This window comes from Pseudomonadota bacterium, assembly GCA_041395565.1.
Lineage (GTDB): Bacteria > Pseudomonadota > Gammaproteobacteria > UBA9214 > UBA9214 > UBA9214.
This window is the reverse complement of the sequence record JAWLAI010000010.1, coordinates 58,695-74,189: the sequence shown is the minus strand read 5'-3', so window position 1 is coordinate 74,189 and position 15,495 is coordinate 58,695. Positions and strand designations below refer to the sequence as shown.

The following is a 15,495-nucleotide window of genomic DNA, read 5'->3' as shown; positions in this document are numbered from 1 at the left end:
TTCAAGCAGCGGCATGAGGCCCACCGCGCTGCAGGGTGCTGGCTGCCCGGTATGCAGTATCGCGCGGGTTAGTGAGATGGATCCTAGTAATGTCGCGGCGGGTAGAAACCCGGTATCGCATTCTGGCTTTCGTAATCGAGCTGTACAAGTCTGGCGATCGCCAGCTGGCGCTGGTATTCGTCCAGTTCCTGCTGCCATGCGGCGCAGCCCCGGATCAGCCCGGTAACAAGGATGCCGGTGGCCAGCAGCATGGCCAGGCTCTGGTGATGGGCGAAGCCGTAGTGGTACATGCCGACGCCGGCTGCGATGCAGAGCAGGACGGGCACCTGCATGCCGTCAGCGACGGTGCCCCGAACAATATGTGCGAGCAAAGACAATGTGCCGGGCTTGCTGATCGCGGCAAATCCCGGGCTGACGTCATGCATCCGTGCGACGTGATGCGTCACTGCTGTGCTCCTGGTTTTTGGTATTGTTCGATACTGCAGCTACAGGCTAAATTCCGGAGCGGATCGTGTAAATTGTCCAAAGGTACAACCCGTTCAATGGAACGGGCTGGCCAGTGGTTCGCCGATGAAGACGCCCTGGCCCGGCCATTGCACGCTTTTCCAGTATGCTTCCAGCAGCGTCTCGCCATTGAGATAGCGATTGATGACGATATTCGGTCGCGGGAACTTCTGCACGTAGTTGCAGGGCTCTGTGACACTGCCGTAGCTGCCGGTAGCCCCCGCTTCCAGCCAGCGCAGGCTGCTCATCTGTCTGCTGTCGGTGAGCTGGCCGCCTGCCGATGTCAGGTGATCGGCGATCGCGCCCGGCAGGAAGGTATTCGTGTCGATGTCGGGTACGGTCGCCAAACCGGTGAAATAGAACAGCACGTCCTTTCTATCCTTAAGGCTGTTCTGCTGCAGGAGGTGCAGCCGGAAGCGATCGGACTGCAGCAGCAGGATGCCCTGATAGAAACGGGCGCGGGCATTCCTGGCACGGTCCGAGGTGACCATGAGAAAACCGTCGCCCGCAGGATGCGTACCGTCGGCGGCCACGCCACGGTCGATCAGCGACTTCACCGCGGCGAGGGTGGTGCCGGCCAGCAGGATGCTCGGACGCCAGCCGAAATCATCGAAGGGCCGATGGCTGTCTGAATCAAAATAGGGGCTGGCTGCGGTGGGTTTGCAGCCGATTGCGCAGAATTCCTTGCGGAAACCTGCCGCCATGGCGGTCGTGATCGACATGCAGCCGACCCGGTAGGGCGTGGTCCACGCCAGGGCATAGGCCTGGACCGTCGCCGGGGTCTGGCGCAGCACCTCCGCCCGCAGTGGCAGAAAATCCTGCACTCGCATGACGCTGCCTCCGGGCGGGAACTGCACATGGATGACATTGGCTGCGGGGATCCGGCGTCGGGCGACATAATAGTCTACGATCTCACGGCTCAGCGGGTCGCGGTCGTTGACGATGACGGCTAGGTGTTCCGGTCCGAGGGTGGCAGGCGCCGGCGCTGGCTGGTCGATAGCCGCGTCGCATCCGCCCATGAGGCCGAGTGCGAGCACCAGGAGGACGGTGAGCCGCATGCGCATGTGCGGCCCGGATCAGCCCTTGCCGGCAGCGAAGTCGACCATGCGTTGCGTTGCCCGGAGCGCCTTGCGGCCGACCTCGGGATCGACCTGGATCTCGTTACTGCCGGTTCTCAGGACCTCGGCCAGGTTGCGCAGGTTGTTCATCGCCATCCACGGGCAATGGGCACAGCTCTCGCAGGTCGCGCCTGCGCCGGCCGAGGGCGCCTCCATGAAGATCCTGTCCGGGGCTGCCTGCTTCATCTTGTAGAAGATGCCGTTATCGGTGGCGACGATGAAGCGCTTGTTGGGCAGCCGCCGCGTGGCATTGATCAGCTGGGTGGTCGAGCCGACCACGTCGGCCAGTGCGATGACCGCCTCGGGGGATTCGGGGTGTACCAGGACGGCGGCATCCGGGTACTGGCGCGCCAGGTTTTCCAGCGCCTCCGCCTTGAAACGCTCGTGCACGATGCAGCTGGCCTGCCACAGCAACATGTCGGCGCCGGTGACACGGCGCACGTAGTCGCCGAGATAGCGATCGGGCGCCCAGAGAATCTTCCGGCCCTGTTCCTTCAAATGCCGCGCGACGTCCACCGCGATACTGGAGGTTACCACCCAGTCGGCACGGGCCTTCACCTCGGCACTGGTGTTCGCGTAGACCACCACGGTGCGATCGGGATGGGCGTCGCAGAAAGGGATGAATTTGTCCGCCGGGCAGCCGAGGTCGAGTGAGCATTCCGCTTTCAGTGTCGGCATCAGCACCCGTTTTTCAGGGTTGAGGATCTTGGCCGTCTCGCCCATGAAGCGCACCCCGGCGACCACGAGGGTGGAGGCCGGATGACGGTTGCCGAAGCGCGCCATCTCCAGCGAGTCAGACACCGTGCCGCCGGTCCGGTCGGCAATCATCTGCAGGTCTTCGTCCGTGTAGTAGTGCGCGACCAGCACCGCGTCTTTCACACGCAGGAGCTCACCGATCTCGTCGGTCAGGGCCTCGCGTTCTCCGGGTGCGTATGCAGGCGGGCCCACGCTGCCGGGTAGCGGATAGGCCTGGTCAAGCACGATCGGTGGTATCTCGATGTCTGCTGCGTCACTCACCTGGGCGGCCATCCTGTCTCGAAATAATGTGCGATTAATTAAATAACATGATGTTTGTATGATAGAAGAGTAGCAGGGGCGTGGGTTTCAGGCACGTTTCGGTACTGCCTAGGCGGGGTTGCCTTCCAGGATCCGGAGATACCGGGCGGCTTCCGCGTCTCCCTGATCGGCGGCGCGGCGGAACCACCTGGCTGCCTCGACATGATCACGGGCGACGCCGTGGCCGTGGTAATACATCATGCCGAGATTGGTTTGTGCGTCCGCAAAGCCCTGCTGCGCAGCCTTGCGATACCAGCCGGCGGCCATGGCGAGGTCCTGGGGGCGGCCCGCGCCTTCGTCGTACATGACGCCGATATTGAACTGGGCCTCGACATCGCCGAGTTCTGCCAGCGGCAGCCATTCCTCGTAGGCGGCCTGGTAATCCCCCTTGAGGTAGGACTGGTAGCCGCCGCCGAGGATGGTCCAGGTTGGCATGCCCTGCATCAGCTGCCTGCCAAGCTGTTTGGAATCATCGACATGCCCCGCATTCTAATAACAATGTTCAAGATATGTATAGCCTTGGTGGGGTAGGGTTCATAAAATGGCGGCAGGGGTGGGAATCCGTCATGCAGATGGCCCGGTTATCCGCGCTAGCGCAGGTATTCTCTTATTTTAGTCAGCTAACTGCCTGAATCCGGAAGCGAGTATGTATCGTGTTACGAAGTCAGTATCATTCTGCTATGGCCACCGCCTGCTCAACTATGCCGGCAAGTGCAGGCATCTGCACGGACACAACGCGCGCGCGGTCATCACCCTGGAGAGCACGCAGCTGGATGCGCGTGGCATGGTGGAGGACTTCAGCGAGCTCAAGCGTGCGGTGGGCGGCTGGCTGGATACGGAGATCGATCACACCCTGCTGCTGTGTCGCGACGACCCGCTTGTCCCGTTGCTGCGCAGCGCCGGCGAGCGTTTGCACGTCACGGAGGAAAATCCCACCGCGGAGGTTATCGCCCGCATGATCTACGATTACGTCGCTGCGCGGGGGTTTCCCGTGGTCGAGGTGGCGCTGTGGGAGACCGAAACCAGCCTCGCGAGCTATCGTCCGGGCGGGTAGCGGATGAGGACGCGGTCGGAAAAGATGCATCATGACCGGCTTGGGCGGCCGGCCGCACCGTGGCGCGACGTCCTCCGGGCCGGTCTGGTACTGCTCTGGCTGGTGCTGGTTCCGCCGGCAGCTGCCGTGGAAGATGATGATCACCTGCTGTTCGACGATCAGCCGCTGGAGGAACCGCTGAGCTACCCGGAATGGTTCAAGCTCAGTTTCCTGGATCTGCGCGAAGATCTGCAGGAGGCGCATGGGGCCGGGAAGGCAGGTCTGATCGTTTATTTCGGACAGAAATATTGTGCCTACTGCCGGCAATTCCTGGAAAAAGACCTCGCCAAGGAGGATATACGCAGCTACCTGCAGGCGCATTTCGACATCATAGGCATCGACATCCACGGACAGAATACCGTCACCGATCTGGAGGGTGAATCGCTCGACGAACATCGCTTCGCGGCGCGCGAGCAGACCAACTTCACTCCATCGCTCGTCTTCTATGACGTCGACGGCGAGGAAGCCCTGCGCCTGCGCGGCTATTACCCGCCGTACCGGTTTCGGGCGGCGCTGGAATATGTCGCGGACGGACATTATCGGCACGAGGCCTTTCGTGACTACCTCGCGCGCGCGGATGTGCCGCTGGTGTTCGAGCCCGGGGAGCTGAGCGAGGAATCCTATTTTCTGCCAGGGCCTTACATGCTCGATCGTAGCCGCAGGCACGGTGAGCGTCCGCTGCTCGTCATCTTCGAGCAGGGCAACTGCCATGCCTGCGACGTGCTGCATACCGGGCCGTTGCAGGAACCGGCCATCAAGCAGCGCATGCAGCAGCTGGAGGTGGTCCAGTTATCGTATTGGGACGATACGCCGGTGGTTACACCTGGCGGTGAGCGGACGACGGCACGCAAATGGGCCGAGGCGATGCGGCTGTTCTATACGCCGACATTGATCTTTTTCGATGCCGACGGCAGCGAGATCATCCGCGTCGATTCCGTGGTGCAGTTCTATCGGCTGCAGAACGTGCTGGATTTCATCCTCGAAGGTGGCTATCGGGACTACGCGACCTTCCAGCGCTGGCGTGAAGCGCGCACGCCACAACAGTTCAGGTGATGTCGCTCAGGCCTCGTCCTGCCAGCGTCTGAATATCAGGGTTGCGTTGGTACCGCCAAAGCCAAAACTGTTCGACATGACGATCCTGGTATTTGCATTGTCAATGCGTTCGCGGATGATTGGAAAATCGGCGCCCAGCGGATCCAGTTCGGTAATATTGGCCGAGGCGCAGAGAAAGTCCTTCTGCATCATGAGCAGCGAGTAGATCGCCTCGTGCACGCCGGCGGCACCCAGGGAATGGCCCGACAGCGACTTGGTTGAGTTGATCCTGGGTATGTTCTCGCCGAATACGGTCCGTACGGCTTCCAACTCGCGCATGTCGCCGACCGGCGTGCTGGTGCCGTGCGCGTTGATGTAATCGATCGGTTCGCTGACCGTGGCCAGGGCCTGGCGCATGCAGCGCACCGCGCCTTCGCCGGATGGCTGCACCATGTCATAGCCATCGGAAGTGGCGCCGTATCCGACCAGTTCCGCGTAGATCCGCGCGCCACGCGCGCGCGCGTGTTCGAGTTCCTCAAGCACCAGCATGCCGCCGCCGCCGGCGATCACGAAACCGTCGCGGGTGGCATCGTAGGGTCTGGAAGCGGTCGCGGGTGTTGCGTTGTATTTGGACGAGAGTGCGCCCATGGCATCGAACATCAATGTCAATGTCCAGTGTAATTCCTCACCGCCGCCCGCGAAGACGATATCCTGCTTGCCGAACTGGATCAGTTCGTAGCCGTTGCCGATGCAGTGCGCGCTGGTGGAGCAGGCGGAGCTGATCGAGTAGTTGACGCCACGGATCTGGAATGGCGTGGCCAGGCAGGCTGAGTTCGTGCTCGACATGGTGCGCGGAACCATATACGGCCCGACCCGGCGTATACCCTTCTCGCGCAGCGTATCGATGGCCAGCGCGACGTTCTCGGTCGACGCTCCGCCCGAGCCTGCAATGAGGCCGGTGCGGTCGTTTGATACCATGTCCCCGGGCAGGCCGGCATCCTCGATGGCTTCCTGCATCGCGATGTAGTTGTAGGCGGCACTGTTACCCATGAAGCGGCGCAGCTTGCGGTCGATCAGAGCATCCGGGTCGATCTTGAGCGTGCCTGCGATCTGGCTGCGAAAGCCAAGCTCCTTGTATTCCTCGATGTACTCGATGCCGGAACGACCGTCACGCAGGGAACTGGTGACCTCTGCCTTGTTATTGCCAAGGCTGGAGACGATGCCGATACCGGTGATGACTACGCGACGCATAATGTATGGCCCTAGAAGTTCTCGGTGGAGGTGAACAAGCCAACGCGCAGGTTGCTGGCACTGTAAATTGCGCGCCCGTCCGCTTCCATCACGCCATCAGCAATGCCCATGTTCAACTTGCGCTGGATCACGCGTTTCATGTGGATGCGGTAGGTGATCAGTCTGGTTTTCGGAGTGACCTGGCCGCTGAACTTGACTTCGCCTGCGCCCAGCGCGCGTCCGCGTCCGGGGCTGCCGGCCCAGCCGAGGTAGAAGCCGACCAGCTGCCACATGGCGTCCAGCCCTAGGCAACCTGGCATCACCGGGTCATTCTCGAAATGGCAGGCAAAGAACCAGAGGTCCGGAGTCACATCCAGTTCGGCGACGATCTGGCCCTTGCTGTGCTCGCCGCCGTTGTTGTTGATCTGGGTGATCCTGTCGAACATCAGCATGGGCGGCAATGGTAACTGGGCGTTGCCAGGTCCGAATAAGCGGGCGTGGCCGCATTCCAGCAGTTCCTCTTTGGTGAAACTGCTCTTGCCGACAATGCGGGGCTGTCCTGTTTGTGTCATGGTCGGATTTTCGCCTGGGTTGTGCTGATGAAATTGGGTATTTTAGTCCAAATGGCGGCGCTCTGAACAGGCGGGGATAAGCGTCCGTCGCTCGTTCCGGCCCGGCGCTCAATCCCGGAAGTTGATGAACTGCAGTGGCAACTCGATCCCGGCCTCGCGCAACAACCCGATAGCCGCCTGCAGATCATCGCGCTTCTTGCCGGCAATACGCACCTTGTCGCCCTGGATGCTGCCCTGGACCTTCAGTTTCGAGCCCTTGATCAGCTTGATCAGTTCCCTGGCGGTGTCCTGATCGATGCCCTGGCGCACGGTGATTGTCACGCTGGCCTTGTTGCCGCGGCTGATGATCTCGTCCTGTTCCAGCGCGGCGATATCGACCCCGCGTTTGGCCAGTTTCTGGTGCAGGATGTCTAGGATCTGCCTGACTTGGAACTCGCTGTCGCTGGATACCGTGAGCACGGTATCATTACGTTCGATGCGCGAATCGCTGCCCTTGAAATCGAAGCGGTTGCCGACCTCGCGGTTGGACTGGTCAATGGCGTTGGCGACTTCATGCATGTCGACTTCTGAAACGATATCGAACGATGGCATCTGGACACTTCCCGGCCGTGCTGCATACAGTCTGCTTGGGGTGACATTATATGCAGTGACTGCGGGCCATTGCCATCCCGCAGGGAGTTGTCGCGGCGCCGGCTTGGCAGGTGCAGCCGGCGGCACCGCATGAGGAGGTGTGGATGCGGGGATCCCCGCGGGTCGCAGGGGTTATGCGATAGGTTCTAGTCGCTGCGACGGCCGAACAGGGCGCCCAGCAGACGCCTGATGAGACCCGGGCGGGGTTCCAGGAAATCCAGATCGTCGTCTTCGACCGTTTCGCTTGCAGCCGCTGGACGCTCCGTCTCGGCCGGGGCGGGTGCCGGAGCCGGAGCCGGTGTGCTGGCTACCGCTGTCTCGCTGGCGGTCTCCACGTCTGCTTCGTGCCCGTGCACGCCGCCGGCGAGTTCAACCTCGTCCAGGTCGTAGAGACTGTAGGGGGAAGTGATGACTATGGTCTCTTCTTCTTCCTCCTCAATGGCAGCGTCCGCAACCGTCGTGCCGGCGAAGGTCGCCGCGTCTGTGGCTTCCTCGATCTCGGGTGTCGCTGTTAACGTGATTATCTCGGAATCCATTGCTGCATCGACCTCGATTCCGGGGAGCGCCTCCACGGCCTCGACCTGCAATTCCTCAAGGGTTGCAATGTCGGCTTCCGGTTCCGACGCCTCGAAGCTGGCCTTCTGCTCCATGGGCTCCAGCGTCCACTCGGTATCGCTTGCACCTGCAGGATGCTCGGCGGTGCGCTGTGGCGATGTCGGCGGGACCACGCGGTTGCCGCCTTTGGCCACGGCCTGCTTCAGGCTCTCGCCTGCAGCAGCGAGCAGTTCATCGAATCCGGTATCCGCGCGGATCTCGGGCGCGGCAATACCAATGCTGACGGTGAAGCGTACGCGCTTGCCCGCACTGATGACGGCATGCTTGCCGATATCAGCGGTGATGCGTTCGGAAAGCTTGCCAACGCCGGAGACATTCATGCCCGGCAGCAGCAGGGCGAAACGTGCGGCACCCGTGCGTGCTGCGAGATCTTCCTTGCGGATATTCGCCGCCAATGCCGAGGCGACGGACTTGATTACGAGCTCGCCGGCTTCGGCGTCGTGCGTTTTCACGATGACATCAAAATTGTCGATCTCGAGACTGGCCAGTGCCAGGGTGGAATCATGCCTGATCGCATACGCCAGCAGTGCACAGCCTTGTTCCATGAACGCCGTATCGTTGGCGAGTCCCGTCAGGGGGTCTGCCAGTGCCTGATCCTCGAGCAGGATATTTTCCTCCGTCAGTGCGTTGTTCGTCGCATAGGCCCCGGCGTGTGCCTCGGTCCGTGCGAGCAGGTGGACGGAGTCGAACGGCTTGCCGATGAAATCGGTCGCGCCGGCAGCGCTGGCGCGCTGCATGGTGGCCTCGGAATCATTGGCCCCCGTGATGATGATGACAGGTATGTTGCGGATGTGCGGTTCGTTCGAGCTGCGGATCTTCTCCAGCAAACCGAAACCATCCAGGTTCGGCATGGTGAGATCGGATATGATCAGGGAAAACGGTTCCTGGCTGGTCAGGATATCCCAGGCATTGTTACCATCGACGGCTTCGACGGTTTGGAAGCGGTTCTGCAGGATCTTGCGGGCGGTGACCCGGATGACCTTGGAGTCGTCGACTATCAGGAGTCGCTGCTTATTGCCTGAATTATCGCTCATTTCTTGCGCTCGCGGGGGGGTTGCAACACATCAGGTGGTATCGGCGACGCGCGGTCTTGCTTTAGGCTGGATCGCCAATTGTCTCGATCCGCCGCCGGCCGGTGCCCGGCGCAGCACGGACCTTGCCGCAAGGACGTGTCCTGATATGCCATGGCCGATTGCATGGCGGAATGCGCCGGCATAGCAGGGAGGCGGGCCGCGGGTACAGGGAGATTGATGGGAATGCTGCATTATCTTGCCAGGCTGATTGCGGTGCTCAGGGCGTATGTCTGGGATGACGACCTGCGCAGCCTGGCTGGTGTGCGCCGGGTGCTCGTGTTCGTGCTGCGGGTGGTACATATGCTGCTGCGTGAACTCATGGGCGGGCAACTTAATCTCCGGGCCATGAGCCTGGTCTATACGACACTGCTGTCCATCGTGCCGCTGCTGGCGGTAAGCCTGTCCGTGCTCAAGGGTTTCGGCTATCACCAGCGTCTGGAACATTACCTCTTCGGCATCCTGCTGGAGCCGTTTGGTCCGAGTGGTGCTGAGGTGGCCAGCACGATCATCGGCTTTGTCGATAACATCAAAGTCGGAATGCTCGGGTCGGTCGGATTCGCTTTCCTGATATACACCGTAATTGCCCTGGTCCAGAAGATCGAGTCGGCATTCAACTTCGTCTGGCAGATCGAGCGCCTGCGGCCCATGGCGCAGCGTTTCAGCAACTATCTCAGTGTAATCACCATCGGGCCGGTGCTGATCTTCAGCGCAGTAGGCTTCACTGCTGCAATATTCGGAACGGAAACCGCGCACAAGCTGGCATCGATCGAACCGTTCGGGACACTGTTCCTGCTGTTAAGCCGCACGGTCCCCTACATACTGGTATGTCTTGCATTTACCTTTATCTATATCGTCATGCCCAATACCAGGGTGCAGTTTCGCGCTGCATTGGTCGGCGGAGTGCTCGCAGGGGTGCTGTGGAAAATTACCGGCTGGGGCTTCGCAACGTTCATTGTCTCGTCGGCGAAATACGCTGCGATCTACTCCAGCTTCGCTATCCTCATACTGTTGCTGATCTGGACTTACCTGAGTTGGCTCATCCTGCTGGTGGGTTCTCAGATCGCCTATTTCGTGCAGAATCCCAAGTTCATGACCCTGCACCGCGTGCGTTTCGTGCTCAGCAACCGACTGCGAGAGCAGCTGGCGCTGCAGATCATGTATCTCATCGGCTACCATCATCTGCATGACAGGCCGCCCTGGCAGCTGGAACAGCTGATCGACCGCCTGGGGCTTCCGGACGAACCGGTCAGCCGCCTGCTCGCGATACTCGTAGCCGCCGGTTATCTGGTGGAGATCCAGAACGAGGATGCGACGGTCTATCTGCCGACACATGACCTGGACACCATGCGGCTGACCGACATGCTCGATGCCGTGCGCCGGGCCGGGGAGAGCAGGTTCCTGAGTGTGGATCAGCTGGCGACGTCGGACGCCGTGGCGCAGCTGATGGAGTCGCTCTCGCAGTCGCTGCGTGGCAGTCTGCAGGAGCGTTCGCTGCGCGATCTCGTTGCGCCGCTCAATGCGGAGTTGGAGCCATCAAACCTGCCGGAGCAAATTCGGGATTATTCCAGCAAGCCGAGTTCCGTGTAGGCGGTGTGGGCACGTTCTATCGTGATCCATGCGGGCAGGTTCTCCTGCATAGCCTGGAACAGCCGTGATTCCTCCACGGCCGTACAGCCGTGCAGGCCGGGTTGCTGGCTGATACGGTAGTACCATACCGGTCTGGATACACTCTCGCCCTGGTTGGCGGCGGGAACCGGTCCGGTGACACTGGCGACTTCCCCCGGTATGAGGCGTCCGCCATCGCACAGTTCCTGCCCGGCCTGCTCGCGTGCCCGGCCAAGGGAAATATGCGTCATGGCCCTTGCCACCGTCGCGGTTTCTGCCACATCGCCGGGCACCCGCGCAATATAATGATCCAGGGCCGGGTCGGCCGGCGGAATTGCGCTGGAGGCGATCATGTCCGACACGGGGAATGGCGAGCGGGCGGTGGTGCAGGCCGACAGACAGCCACAAGCCATGACGAGTGCGCAACAGGCGAATGTCATGTGATTCATCGGTGTACCCCCCGTCAGCCCGTATACTGCGGTATCATCTACCGCTCCAGCTGAACTCGCGGATTCCAGCCTAGTACGCCAGCGTGCGGGAATCTGTGATCCAGGTGTTATTTCCGCTATCGTCTTCCAGCATATGTCTGATATTTATAATAAATATAATAAGTTGGATGAAGACGGCGCAGTCGAGCGCTGTGTCGAGCAGCTCTGTCAGCAGGGTTGTGACAAGGTCTACGAGTATATCCAGGCCCTGCGTACAGGCCAGGAACTGGCCGCCACGGCACGGTTGTCCGCCGCCGAGCGACTGTCCGTGCTGGAGGAATTACAGTCGATAATGGCGGTTTACGAGAGTGCATCCCGGTGATTTACCAGGCCATCCTGCAGGTCGCTACCCGTGGCCGGGGCAGCTATCCCGTCACAGAACGGGTCCAGGACGTGGTGCAGAATGCCGGCATCTCGACGGGTCTGTGTCACCTGTTCGTACAACACACCAGCGCGTCGCTGATGATCTGCGAAAACGCGGATCCTGACGTGCGGGCGGATCTGGAACGTTTCATGGCGCGCCTGGTACCGGACGGGGATCCGGTGTTCGTACACACCCTGGAAGGGCCGGATGACATGCCCGCGCATGTACGCAGCATACTGACACACACCGATCTGACAGTCCCGGTCAGTCGGGGCCATTGCGCGCTCGGTACCTGGCAGGGCATCTACCTGTGGGAGCACCGCAGCGTGGGGCACCGGCGCGTGGTCACGGTGACCGTCAGCGGCGAATAGGCCGTGCAGCTCCGTGCCGGCCTGTTGCATGAGTCAGCCAGCTGCGGGATGACCTGCTGCTCGCGTTTTACGAGATAGGTTCTCGGAGACGCTAGTGCTGGAGCGGACGGTTGTCCTGCTCCGCAGCGTCCATGTCCATGTCGGAAATACGCGGCGCCTCGCCGAGCAGTTCGTCGATATCATCGCGGATGCGCGAGAGTTCGGCGTACTCGTCGTAGTCATACTCCGCTTGCTGTTGCGGCTGCGGCGGGTCGGCCGCGGCCAGTGGCGGTGGCGTGTGGCGGTTCAGTCGGTTGAGCTCCGGATCACCGCACAAGTACTGTGCTCCCGAGGCCAGGTGCTCGTAGACAGAGCGATAACTCTGGGTCATTTCCTGCACCAGCTCAGATGTGCGCATGAAATGATGCGTCACCTGGTCGCGGTAGTCGCGGAAGTTCTCCTGTAATTCGTCGAGTTCCAGCTGCAGCTGGTGGGTGCGGCCATGCCGGACAACGAGGGTATAGGTGATGATCCAGCCGAGCACTATGCCGATAAGAAAGCTCAGGATCCCGATTGCCCAGTATGACGATTGACCGTCCAGCGTTATCATCAACACTCCCCCGCTTGGTGCTGTTCCGGATGATTTCCCGGCGCATTGTACTGGATTGTGCCGGATTGATGAACTGTCAGTGTATGGTGTTGCGGGCAGCGCGCAGCCGTTGCCTGCCATTCGCCATTTTCCCTGTGCGGCACGGGATTCAGGCGCCTGCGTCGTGCTTCTCGCGAGCGCCGAAAATGGAGCTGCCGACACGGACCATGGTCGCGCCCTCGGTGATGGCGAGTTCGAAATCCGCACTCATCCCCATGGACAGCTCGCAAAACAGCGGCGCGCCGAAGCGTTCGGCGCAGGCGCGGCCGAGTTCGCGCAGGGCCGCGAATTCGGCCCGGCGCGGCTCGGTGTCGGCATCATGACGCCCGATGGTCATGAGACCGCGCAGCCGGATGCCGGCCAGGTCGGCGGCTAGCAGGCGATCGACGAAGGAAAACAGCTCGCTTGCTGCCAGACCCTGCTTGGCGGGATCGGCGGCCACGTTGACCTGGATCAGCACCTGCACGGTGTGCGCTGCGTCCAGCGCGGCGGCGGACAGGCGTTGCGCCAGTCGCAGGCTGTCCAGCGTGTGCAGCCAGGCAAACCGGCCGGGTATGAACCTTGCCTTGTTCGACTGCAGGTGACCGATGAAATGCCATTCCGTGCGCCGGTCGTCGAGCAGTGCCTGCTTGGTCTGCGCGTCCTGCACGGTGCTCTCACCAAAACAGAACTGGCCGGCAGCCATGGCCATGCGGACATAGTCCGCGGGCATGTACTTGGATACCGCGATGAGTCGGATGCCGTCCGGGTCTCGACCGGCCGCTGTCGCGGCCGCATGCATGCGTGCACGGATATCCTCCAGATTGGCGGCGATGTCGCTGGCGCTGACCGACATGCAGTTCGTGTCCGTCTCAGGCTGTTACCACATTGCTGGGTGCGCCGCCCAGATAGGCACGGATGTTGGCGGCGACTTCCTCGACCAGTTGCTGCCTGGAGCGCAGGCTCGCCCAGGCGACGTGCGGTGTGACGATCAGGTTGGGCAGCCCCGGTTCCAGCAGGGGACTGCCGTTTGCCGGCGGTTCTTCGCTCAGCACATCGACGGCGGCGCCACCGATTCTGCCGCTGCGCAGGGCTGCCGCGAGATCCGCTTCGTTCACGATGCCGCCGCGCGCGGTGTTGATCAGGATGGCATCCCGCTGCATGCAGTCGAGTTCCCTGGCGCTGATGAGGTTCCGAGTCTGCTCGGTCAGCGGGCAATGCAGGCTGAGTATGTCGGCGCTGGCCAGCAGCTCGGGCAGTGTCACCCGTCCCGCCAGCGTGGGCCCGCCCGGGCGCTGCGCCACGATCACCTGCATGCCGAAAGCCGCGGCCATATTCCCGACTGCCCGGCCGAGTTCGCCGTAACCGATGATTCCCAGGGTGCGGCCTGCCAACCCGCGGAACGGAAAATCGAGGAGACTGAAACGATCTGCCCGGCACCAGTCGCCGTGGCTGACCGCAGCCAGATGTGCCTGCAGGCGACGGGTCAGCGCAAGCATTACCATGAAGACGTGCTCGACCACCGAAGCGGTGGCATAGGCCCGCACGTTGCACACGGTGATACCATGGCGGGCCGCGGCGCCGAGGTCGATGTTGTTGGTGCCGGTCGCCGCGACGCAGATCAGCCTGAGCGCGGTGGCTGATGCCAGGACACTGCTGTCGAGCACTGCCTTGTTGGTGACGGCGATATCGACATCATGCAGGGCAGCGGCTACCTCCGCAGGAGCCGTGGTGCCACGGAATTCCCACTCATCCAGGGTCGCACGCAGGGGATCCAGTGCCAGATCGCCATCGCCCAGGGTATGGTCGTCCAGGAAAACACCACGCATGATCCGCGGCCGGGTTAGTCCTGCCTGCCAAGCATGGCTGATTTCAGTGCGGTGCTTACCGGGTGTTCGCCCAGCCAGATCCGCAGCAGGGCACGAAAGAAATCGTTGCCCGCGACCGTGCCGCGCAATTCTTCGTTGATGCGGACTTCCGTGCCCGTGGCGGGATTGTAGTCGATGCGTATGCTGTCGCCCCTGCGCACCGTCGTGAACAATGCGTTGAACTGTGCGATCCGGCCCGCCAGCGCGTCGAGTTCGGTCCGCTCGAGATTACTGGCGAGACCGTCGTTCCAGCCAGCCACGATCTTGTCCCTGCTGACCTCCTTGTACACGAATTTCATCAGCACGCTGGCAGCGCCGGTATCGGCCAGAATCGTCTTGGGGTCGGCTGTGCGTGCCGGCAGGTACAGTGCGCCAACGTAAATGTCCATGAAGAACTTCACGCGCATGCCTGCGCCGTTCAGCAGTAGCTCGTGTCCGCTGCCATCCAGCGGCAGCGCATCGGGTATCGCAATGTCCCCGACTTTCATTGCATGGGTCGGCAGCGGTGCGCACAGCACGGCTGCCAGCAGCAAAACGATGGCTTTGGTGTTCATGGCAGTCTCCATTGATCTTGGTGATTCACCGCGGGCGCGGCGGATGACGCACGATGTTTTCCACATGTACCGGGAAGTGCCTGTTTCTGGTATCGCTGTAGTAACGCTCGAGTGTACGCCGGACAACCGGAAATGCCAGCTGTTCCCAGGGGATTTCATGTTCCTCGAACAACCGGACCTCAAGGCTCTCTACGCCCGGGCTGTAATGCTCGGATTCCAGGCCGGCGCGGAACATCATGTAGACCTGGCTGATGTGCGGGATGCTGAATACTCCGTATAGTTGCAGGTCGATCACCCGTGCGCGGGCTTCCTCGTAGGTCTCGCGCGCGGCAGCCTGCTCGGTCGACTCGCCGTTCTCCATGAAACCCGCCGGCAGCGTCCACAATCCATAACGTGGTTCGATGGCACGCCGGCACAGCAGCAGGCGGCCGTTCCACTCGGGCAGGCAACCTGCGACGATCTTCGGATTCTGGTAGTGGATGATGTTGCATGCCTCGCAGACATGGCGTGTGCGCGAATCGCCGTCAGGAATTTTTTCGACCAGTGGCTGACCGCAGTTGCTGCAGTAGATCATGGAGGTTCCCGCGGGTGTTCCGGTGAGAATTACAGTCTCATGACCTTAACACAAACCCGTGTCGCTGCGGCAGGCTTGTCGGCAGGGGGTAATCACTGTAAACAGGACGCATCAGGGCGCAGTTCTGCACCTGTCGTCCGT

General features: G+C 61.6%; 19 protein-coding genes. 5 read left to right on the top strand and 14 right to left on the bottom strand.

The window, feature by feature from the left end; all coding sequences use genetic code 11:
* Positions 1-83: 83 nt before the first annotated feature.
* The 4 genes from R3F42_15460 to R3F42_15445 all read right to left on the bottom strand — a co-directional run bounded on the left by R3F42_15460 (position 84) and on the right by R3F42_15445 (position 3,113).
* Positions 84-446, bottom strand: coding sequence for a hypothetical protein (locus R3F42_15460; protein MEZ5543414.1), 363 nt, complete (start codon positions 444-446; stop codon positions 84-86).
* 93 nt (positions 447-539) lie between these two features.
* Entirely contained in the window at positions 540-1,562 is a 1,023-nt protein-coding gene (locus tag R3F42_15455; GenBank protein MEZ5543413.1) for a TIGR03790 family protein, read from the bottom strand.
* Between the two features lie 18 nt (positions 1,563-1,580).
* Entirely contained in the window at positions 1,581-2,570 is a 990-nt protein-coding gene (nadA, locus tag R3F42_15450; GenBank protein ID MEZ5543412.1) for a quinolinate synthase NadA, read from the bottom strand.
* Positions 2,571-2,747: 177 nt separating this feature from the next.
* Positions 2,748-3,113: a tetratricopeptide repeat protein gene (locus R3F42_15445; GenBank protein ID MEZ5543411.1), complete on the bottom strand. Its 366-nt coding sequence runs from the start codon at positions 3,111-3,113 to the stop codon at positions 2,748-2,750.
* A 211-nt stretch (positions 3,114-3,324) separates the two neighbouring features.
* Here R3F42_15445 and R3F42_15440 point away from each other — a divergent pair, with 211 nt between their 5' ends.
* A complete protein-coding gene (locus R3F42_15440) occupies positions 3,325-3,732 on the top strand; it encodes a 6-carboxytetrahydropterin synthase (GenBank protein ID MEZ5543410.1) in 408 nt (135 codons plus the stop codon).
* Positions 3,733-3,735: 3 nt separating this feature from the next.
* Positions 3,736-4,824, top strand: a complete 1,089-nt coding sequence (locus tag R3F42_15435; protein ID MEZ5543409.1) for a thioredoxin fold domain-containing protein — start codon at positions 3,736-3,738, stop codon at positions 4,822-4,824.
* A 6-nt stretch (positions 4,825-4,830) separates the two neighbouring features.
* On the opposite strand, the gene fabB is transcribed toward R3F42_15435, so the two are convergent.
* From fabB to R3F42_15415, 4 genes are all read right to left on the bottom strand, one after another.
* Positions 4,831-6,054: a beta-ketoacyl-ACP synthase I gene (gene fabB, locus R3F42_15430; protein ID MEZ5543408.1), complete on the bottom strand. Its 1,224-nt coding sequence runs from the start codon at positions 6,052-6,054 to the stop codon at positions 4,831-4,833.
* A gap of 11 nt (positions 6,055-6,065) precedes the next feature.
* Positions 6,066-6,605 carry a 3-hydroxyacyl-[acyl-carrier-protein] dehydratase FabA gene (fabA, locus tag R3F42_15425; protein MEZ5543407.1) on the bottom strand — a complete coding sequence of 180 codons (540 nt, stop codon included), beginning with the start codon at positions 6,603-6,605 and terminating at the stop codon, positions 6,066-6,068.
* A 108-nt stretch (positions 6,606-6,713) separates the two neighbouring features.
* On the bottom strand, positions 6,714-7,196 hold the full coding sequence (locus tag R3F42_15420; GenBank protein MEZ5543406.1) for a YajQ family cyclic di-GMP-binding protein: 483 nt from the start codon (positions 7,194-7,196) through the stop codon (positions 6,714-6,716).
* A 185-nt stretch (positions 7,197-7,381) separates the two neighbouring features.
* Positions 7,382-8,884 (bottom strand): diguanylate cyclase, encoded by a 1,503-nt coding sequence (locus tag R3F42_15415; GenBank protein MEZ5543405.1) that lies wholly within the window; start codon positions 8,882-8,884, stop codon positions 7,382-7,384.
* Between the two features lie 216 nt (positions 8,885-9,100).
* On the opposite strand from R3F42_15415, the gene R3F42_15410 reads away from it, so the two are divergent.
* Positions 9,101-10,510: a YihY/virulence factor BrkB family protein gene (locus R3F42_15410; GenBank protein ID MEZ5543404.1), complete on the top strand. Its 1,410-nt coding sequence runs from the start codon at positions 9,101-9,103 to the stop codon at positions 10,508-10,510.
* Here the strand turns inward: R3F42_15410 and R3F42_15405 are convergent.
* On the bottom strand, positions 10,483-10,779 hold the full coding sequence (locus R3F42_15405; GenBank protein ID MEZ5543403.1) for a hypothetical protein: 297 nt from the start codon (positions 10,777-10,779) through the stop codon (positions 10,483-10,485). The genes R3F42_15410 and R3F42_15405 overlap by 28 nt on opposite strands.
* Positions 10,780-11,140: 361 nt before the next feature.
* Here R3F42_15405 and R3F42_15400 point away from each other — a divergent pair, with 361 nt between their 5' ends.
* Both R3F42_15400 and R3F42_15395 read left to right on the top strand, forming a co-directional pair.
* Positions 11,141-11,338 carry a hypothetical protein gene (locus R3F42_15400; protein MEZ5543402.1) on the top strand — a complete coding sequence of 66 codons (198 nt, stop codon included), beginning with the start codon at positions 11,141-11,143 and terminating at the stop codon, positions 11,336-11,338.
* Complete coding sequence (locus R3F42_15395) at positions 11,335-11,751, top strand: secondary thiamine-phosphate synthase enzyme YjbQ (protein ID MEZ5543401.1); 417 nt, start codon at positions 11,335-11,337, stop codon at positions 11,749-11,751. The genes R3F42_15400 and R3F42_15395 overlap by 4 nt, the downstream gene beginning before the upstream one ends.
* Before the next feature lie 91 nt (positions 11,752-11,842).
* Here R3F42_15395 and R3F42_15390 read toward each other — a convergent pair whose 3' ends face one another.
* The 5 genes from R3F42_15390 to R3F42_15370 all read right to left on the bottom strand — a co-directional run bounded on the left by R3F42_15390 (position 11,843) and on the right by R3F42_15370 (position 15,354).
* Entirely contained in the window at positions 11,843-12,340 is a 498-nt protein-coding gene (locus tag R3F42_15390; protein ID MEZ5543400.1) for a DUF1043 family protein, read from the bottom strand.
* Positions 12,341-12,488: 148 nt separating this feature from the next.
* Complete coding sequence (locus tag R3F42_15385) at positions 12,489-13,214, bottom strand: YggS family pyridoxal phosphate-dependent enzyme (protein MEZ5543399.1); 726 nt, start codon at positions 13,212-13,214, stop codon at positions 12,489-12,491.
* Positions 13,215-13,230: 16 nt separating this feature from the next.
* On the bottom strand, positions 13,231-14,187 hold the full coding sequence (locus tag R3F42_15380) for a D-2-hydroxyacid dehydrogenase (GenBank protein MEZ5543398.1): 957 nt from the start codon (positions 14,185-14,187) through the stop codon (positions 13,231-13,233).
* A 14-nt stretch (positions 14,188-14,201) separates the two neighbouring features.
* On the bottom strand, positions 14,202-14,780 hold the full coding sequence (locus R3F42_15375) for a chalcone isomerase family protein (protein MEZ5543397.1): 579 nt from the start codon (positions 14,778-14,780) through the stop codon (positions 14,202-14,204).
* 25 nt (positions 14,781-14,805) lie between these two features.
* Positions 14,806-15,354 (bottom strand): NUDIX hydrolase, encoded by a 549-nt coding sequence (locus R3F42_15370; GenBank protein MEZ5543396.1) that lies wholly within the window; start codon positions 15,352-15,354, stop codon positions 14,806-14,808.
* Positions 15,355-15,495 lie beyond the last annotated feature (141 nt).

Coding starts and splice junctions, on each gene's coding strand:
- R3F42_15455 (MEZ5543413.1), bottom strand. CDS start 1,562: ATGCGGCTCACCGTCCTCCTGGTGCTCGCACTCGGCCTCATGGGCGGA.
- R3F42_15445 (MEZ5543411.1), bottom strand. CDS start 3,113: ATGCCAACCTGGACCATCCTCGGCGGCGGCTACCAGTCCTACCTCAAG.
- R3F42_15440 (MEZ5543410.1), top strand. CDS start 3,325: ATGTATCGTGTTACGAAGTCAGTATCATTCTGCTATGGCCACCGCCTG.
- R3F42_15435 (MEZ5543409.1), top strand. CDS start 3,736: ATGAGGACGCGGTCGGAAAAGATGCATCATGACCGGCTTGGGCGGCCG.
- fabB (MEZ5543408.1), bottom strand. CDS start 6,054: ATGCGTCGCGTAGTCATCACCGGTATCGGCATCGTCTCCAGCCTTGGC.
- fabA (MEZ5543407.1), bottom strand. CDS start 6,605: ATGACACAAACAGGACAGCCCCGCATTGTCGGCAAGAGCAGTTTCACC.
- R3F42_15420 (MEZ5543406.1), bottom strand. CDS start 7,196: ATGCCATCGTTCGATATCGTTTCAGAAGTCGACATGCATGAAGTCGCC.
- R3F42_15415 (MEZ5543405.1), bottom strand. CDS start 8,884: ATGAGCGATAATTCAGGCAATAAGCAGCGACTCCTGATAGTCGACGAC.
- R3F42_15410 (MEZ5543404.1), top strand. CDS start 9,101: ATGGGAATGCTGCATTATCTTGCCAGGCTGATTGCGGTGCTCAGGGCG.
- R3F42_15405 (MEZ5543403.1), bottom strand. CDS start 10,779: ATGACGCATATTTCCCTTGGCCGGGCACGCGAGCAGGCCGGGCAGGAA.
- R3F42_15390 (MEZ5543400.1), bottom strand. CDS start 12,340: ATGATAACGCTGGACGGTCAATCGTCATACTGGGCAATCGGGATCCTG.
- R3F42_15385 (MEZ5543399.1), bottom strand. CDS start 13,214: ATGTCGGTCAGCGCCAGCGACATCGCCGCCAATCTGGAGGATATCCGT.
- R3F42_15380 (MEZ5543398.1), bottom strand. CDS start 14,187: ATGCGTGGTGTTTTCCTGGACGACCATACCCTGGGCGATGGCGATCTG.
- R3F42_15375 (MEZ5543397.1), bottom strand. CDS start 14,780: ATGAACACCAAAGCCATCGTTTTGCTGCTGGCAGCCGTGCTGTGCGCA.
- R3F42_15370 (MEZ5543396.1), bottom strand. CDS start 15,354: ATGATCTACTGCAGCAACTGCGGTCAGCCACTGGTCGAAAAAATTCCT.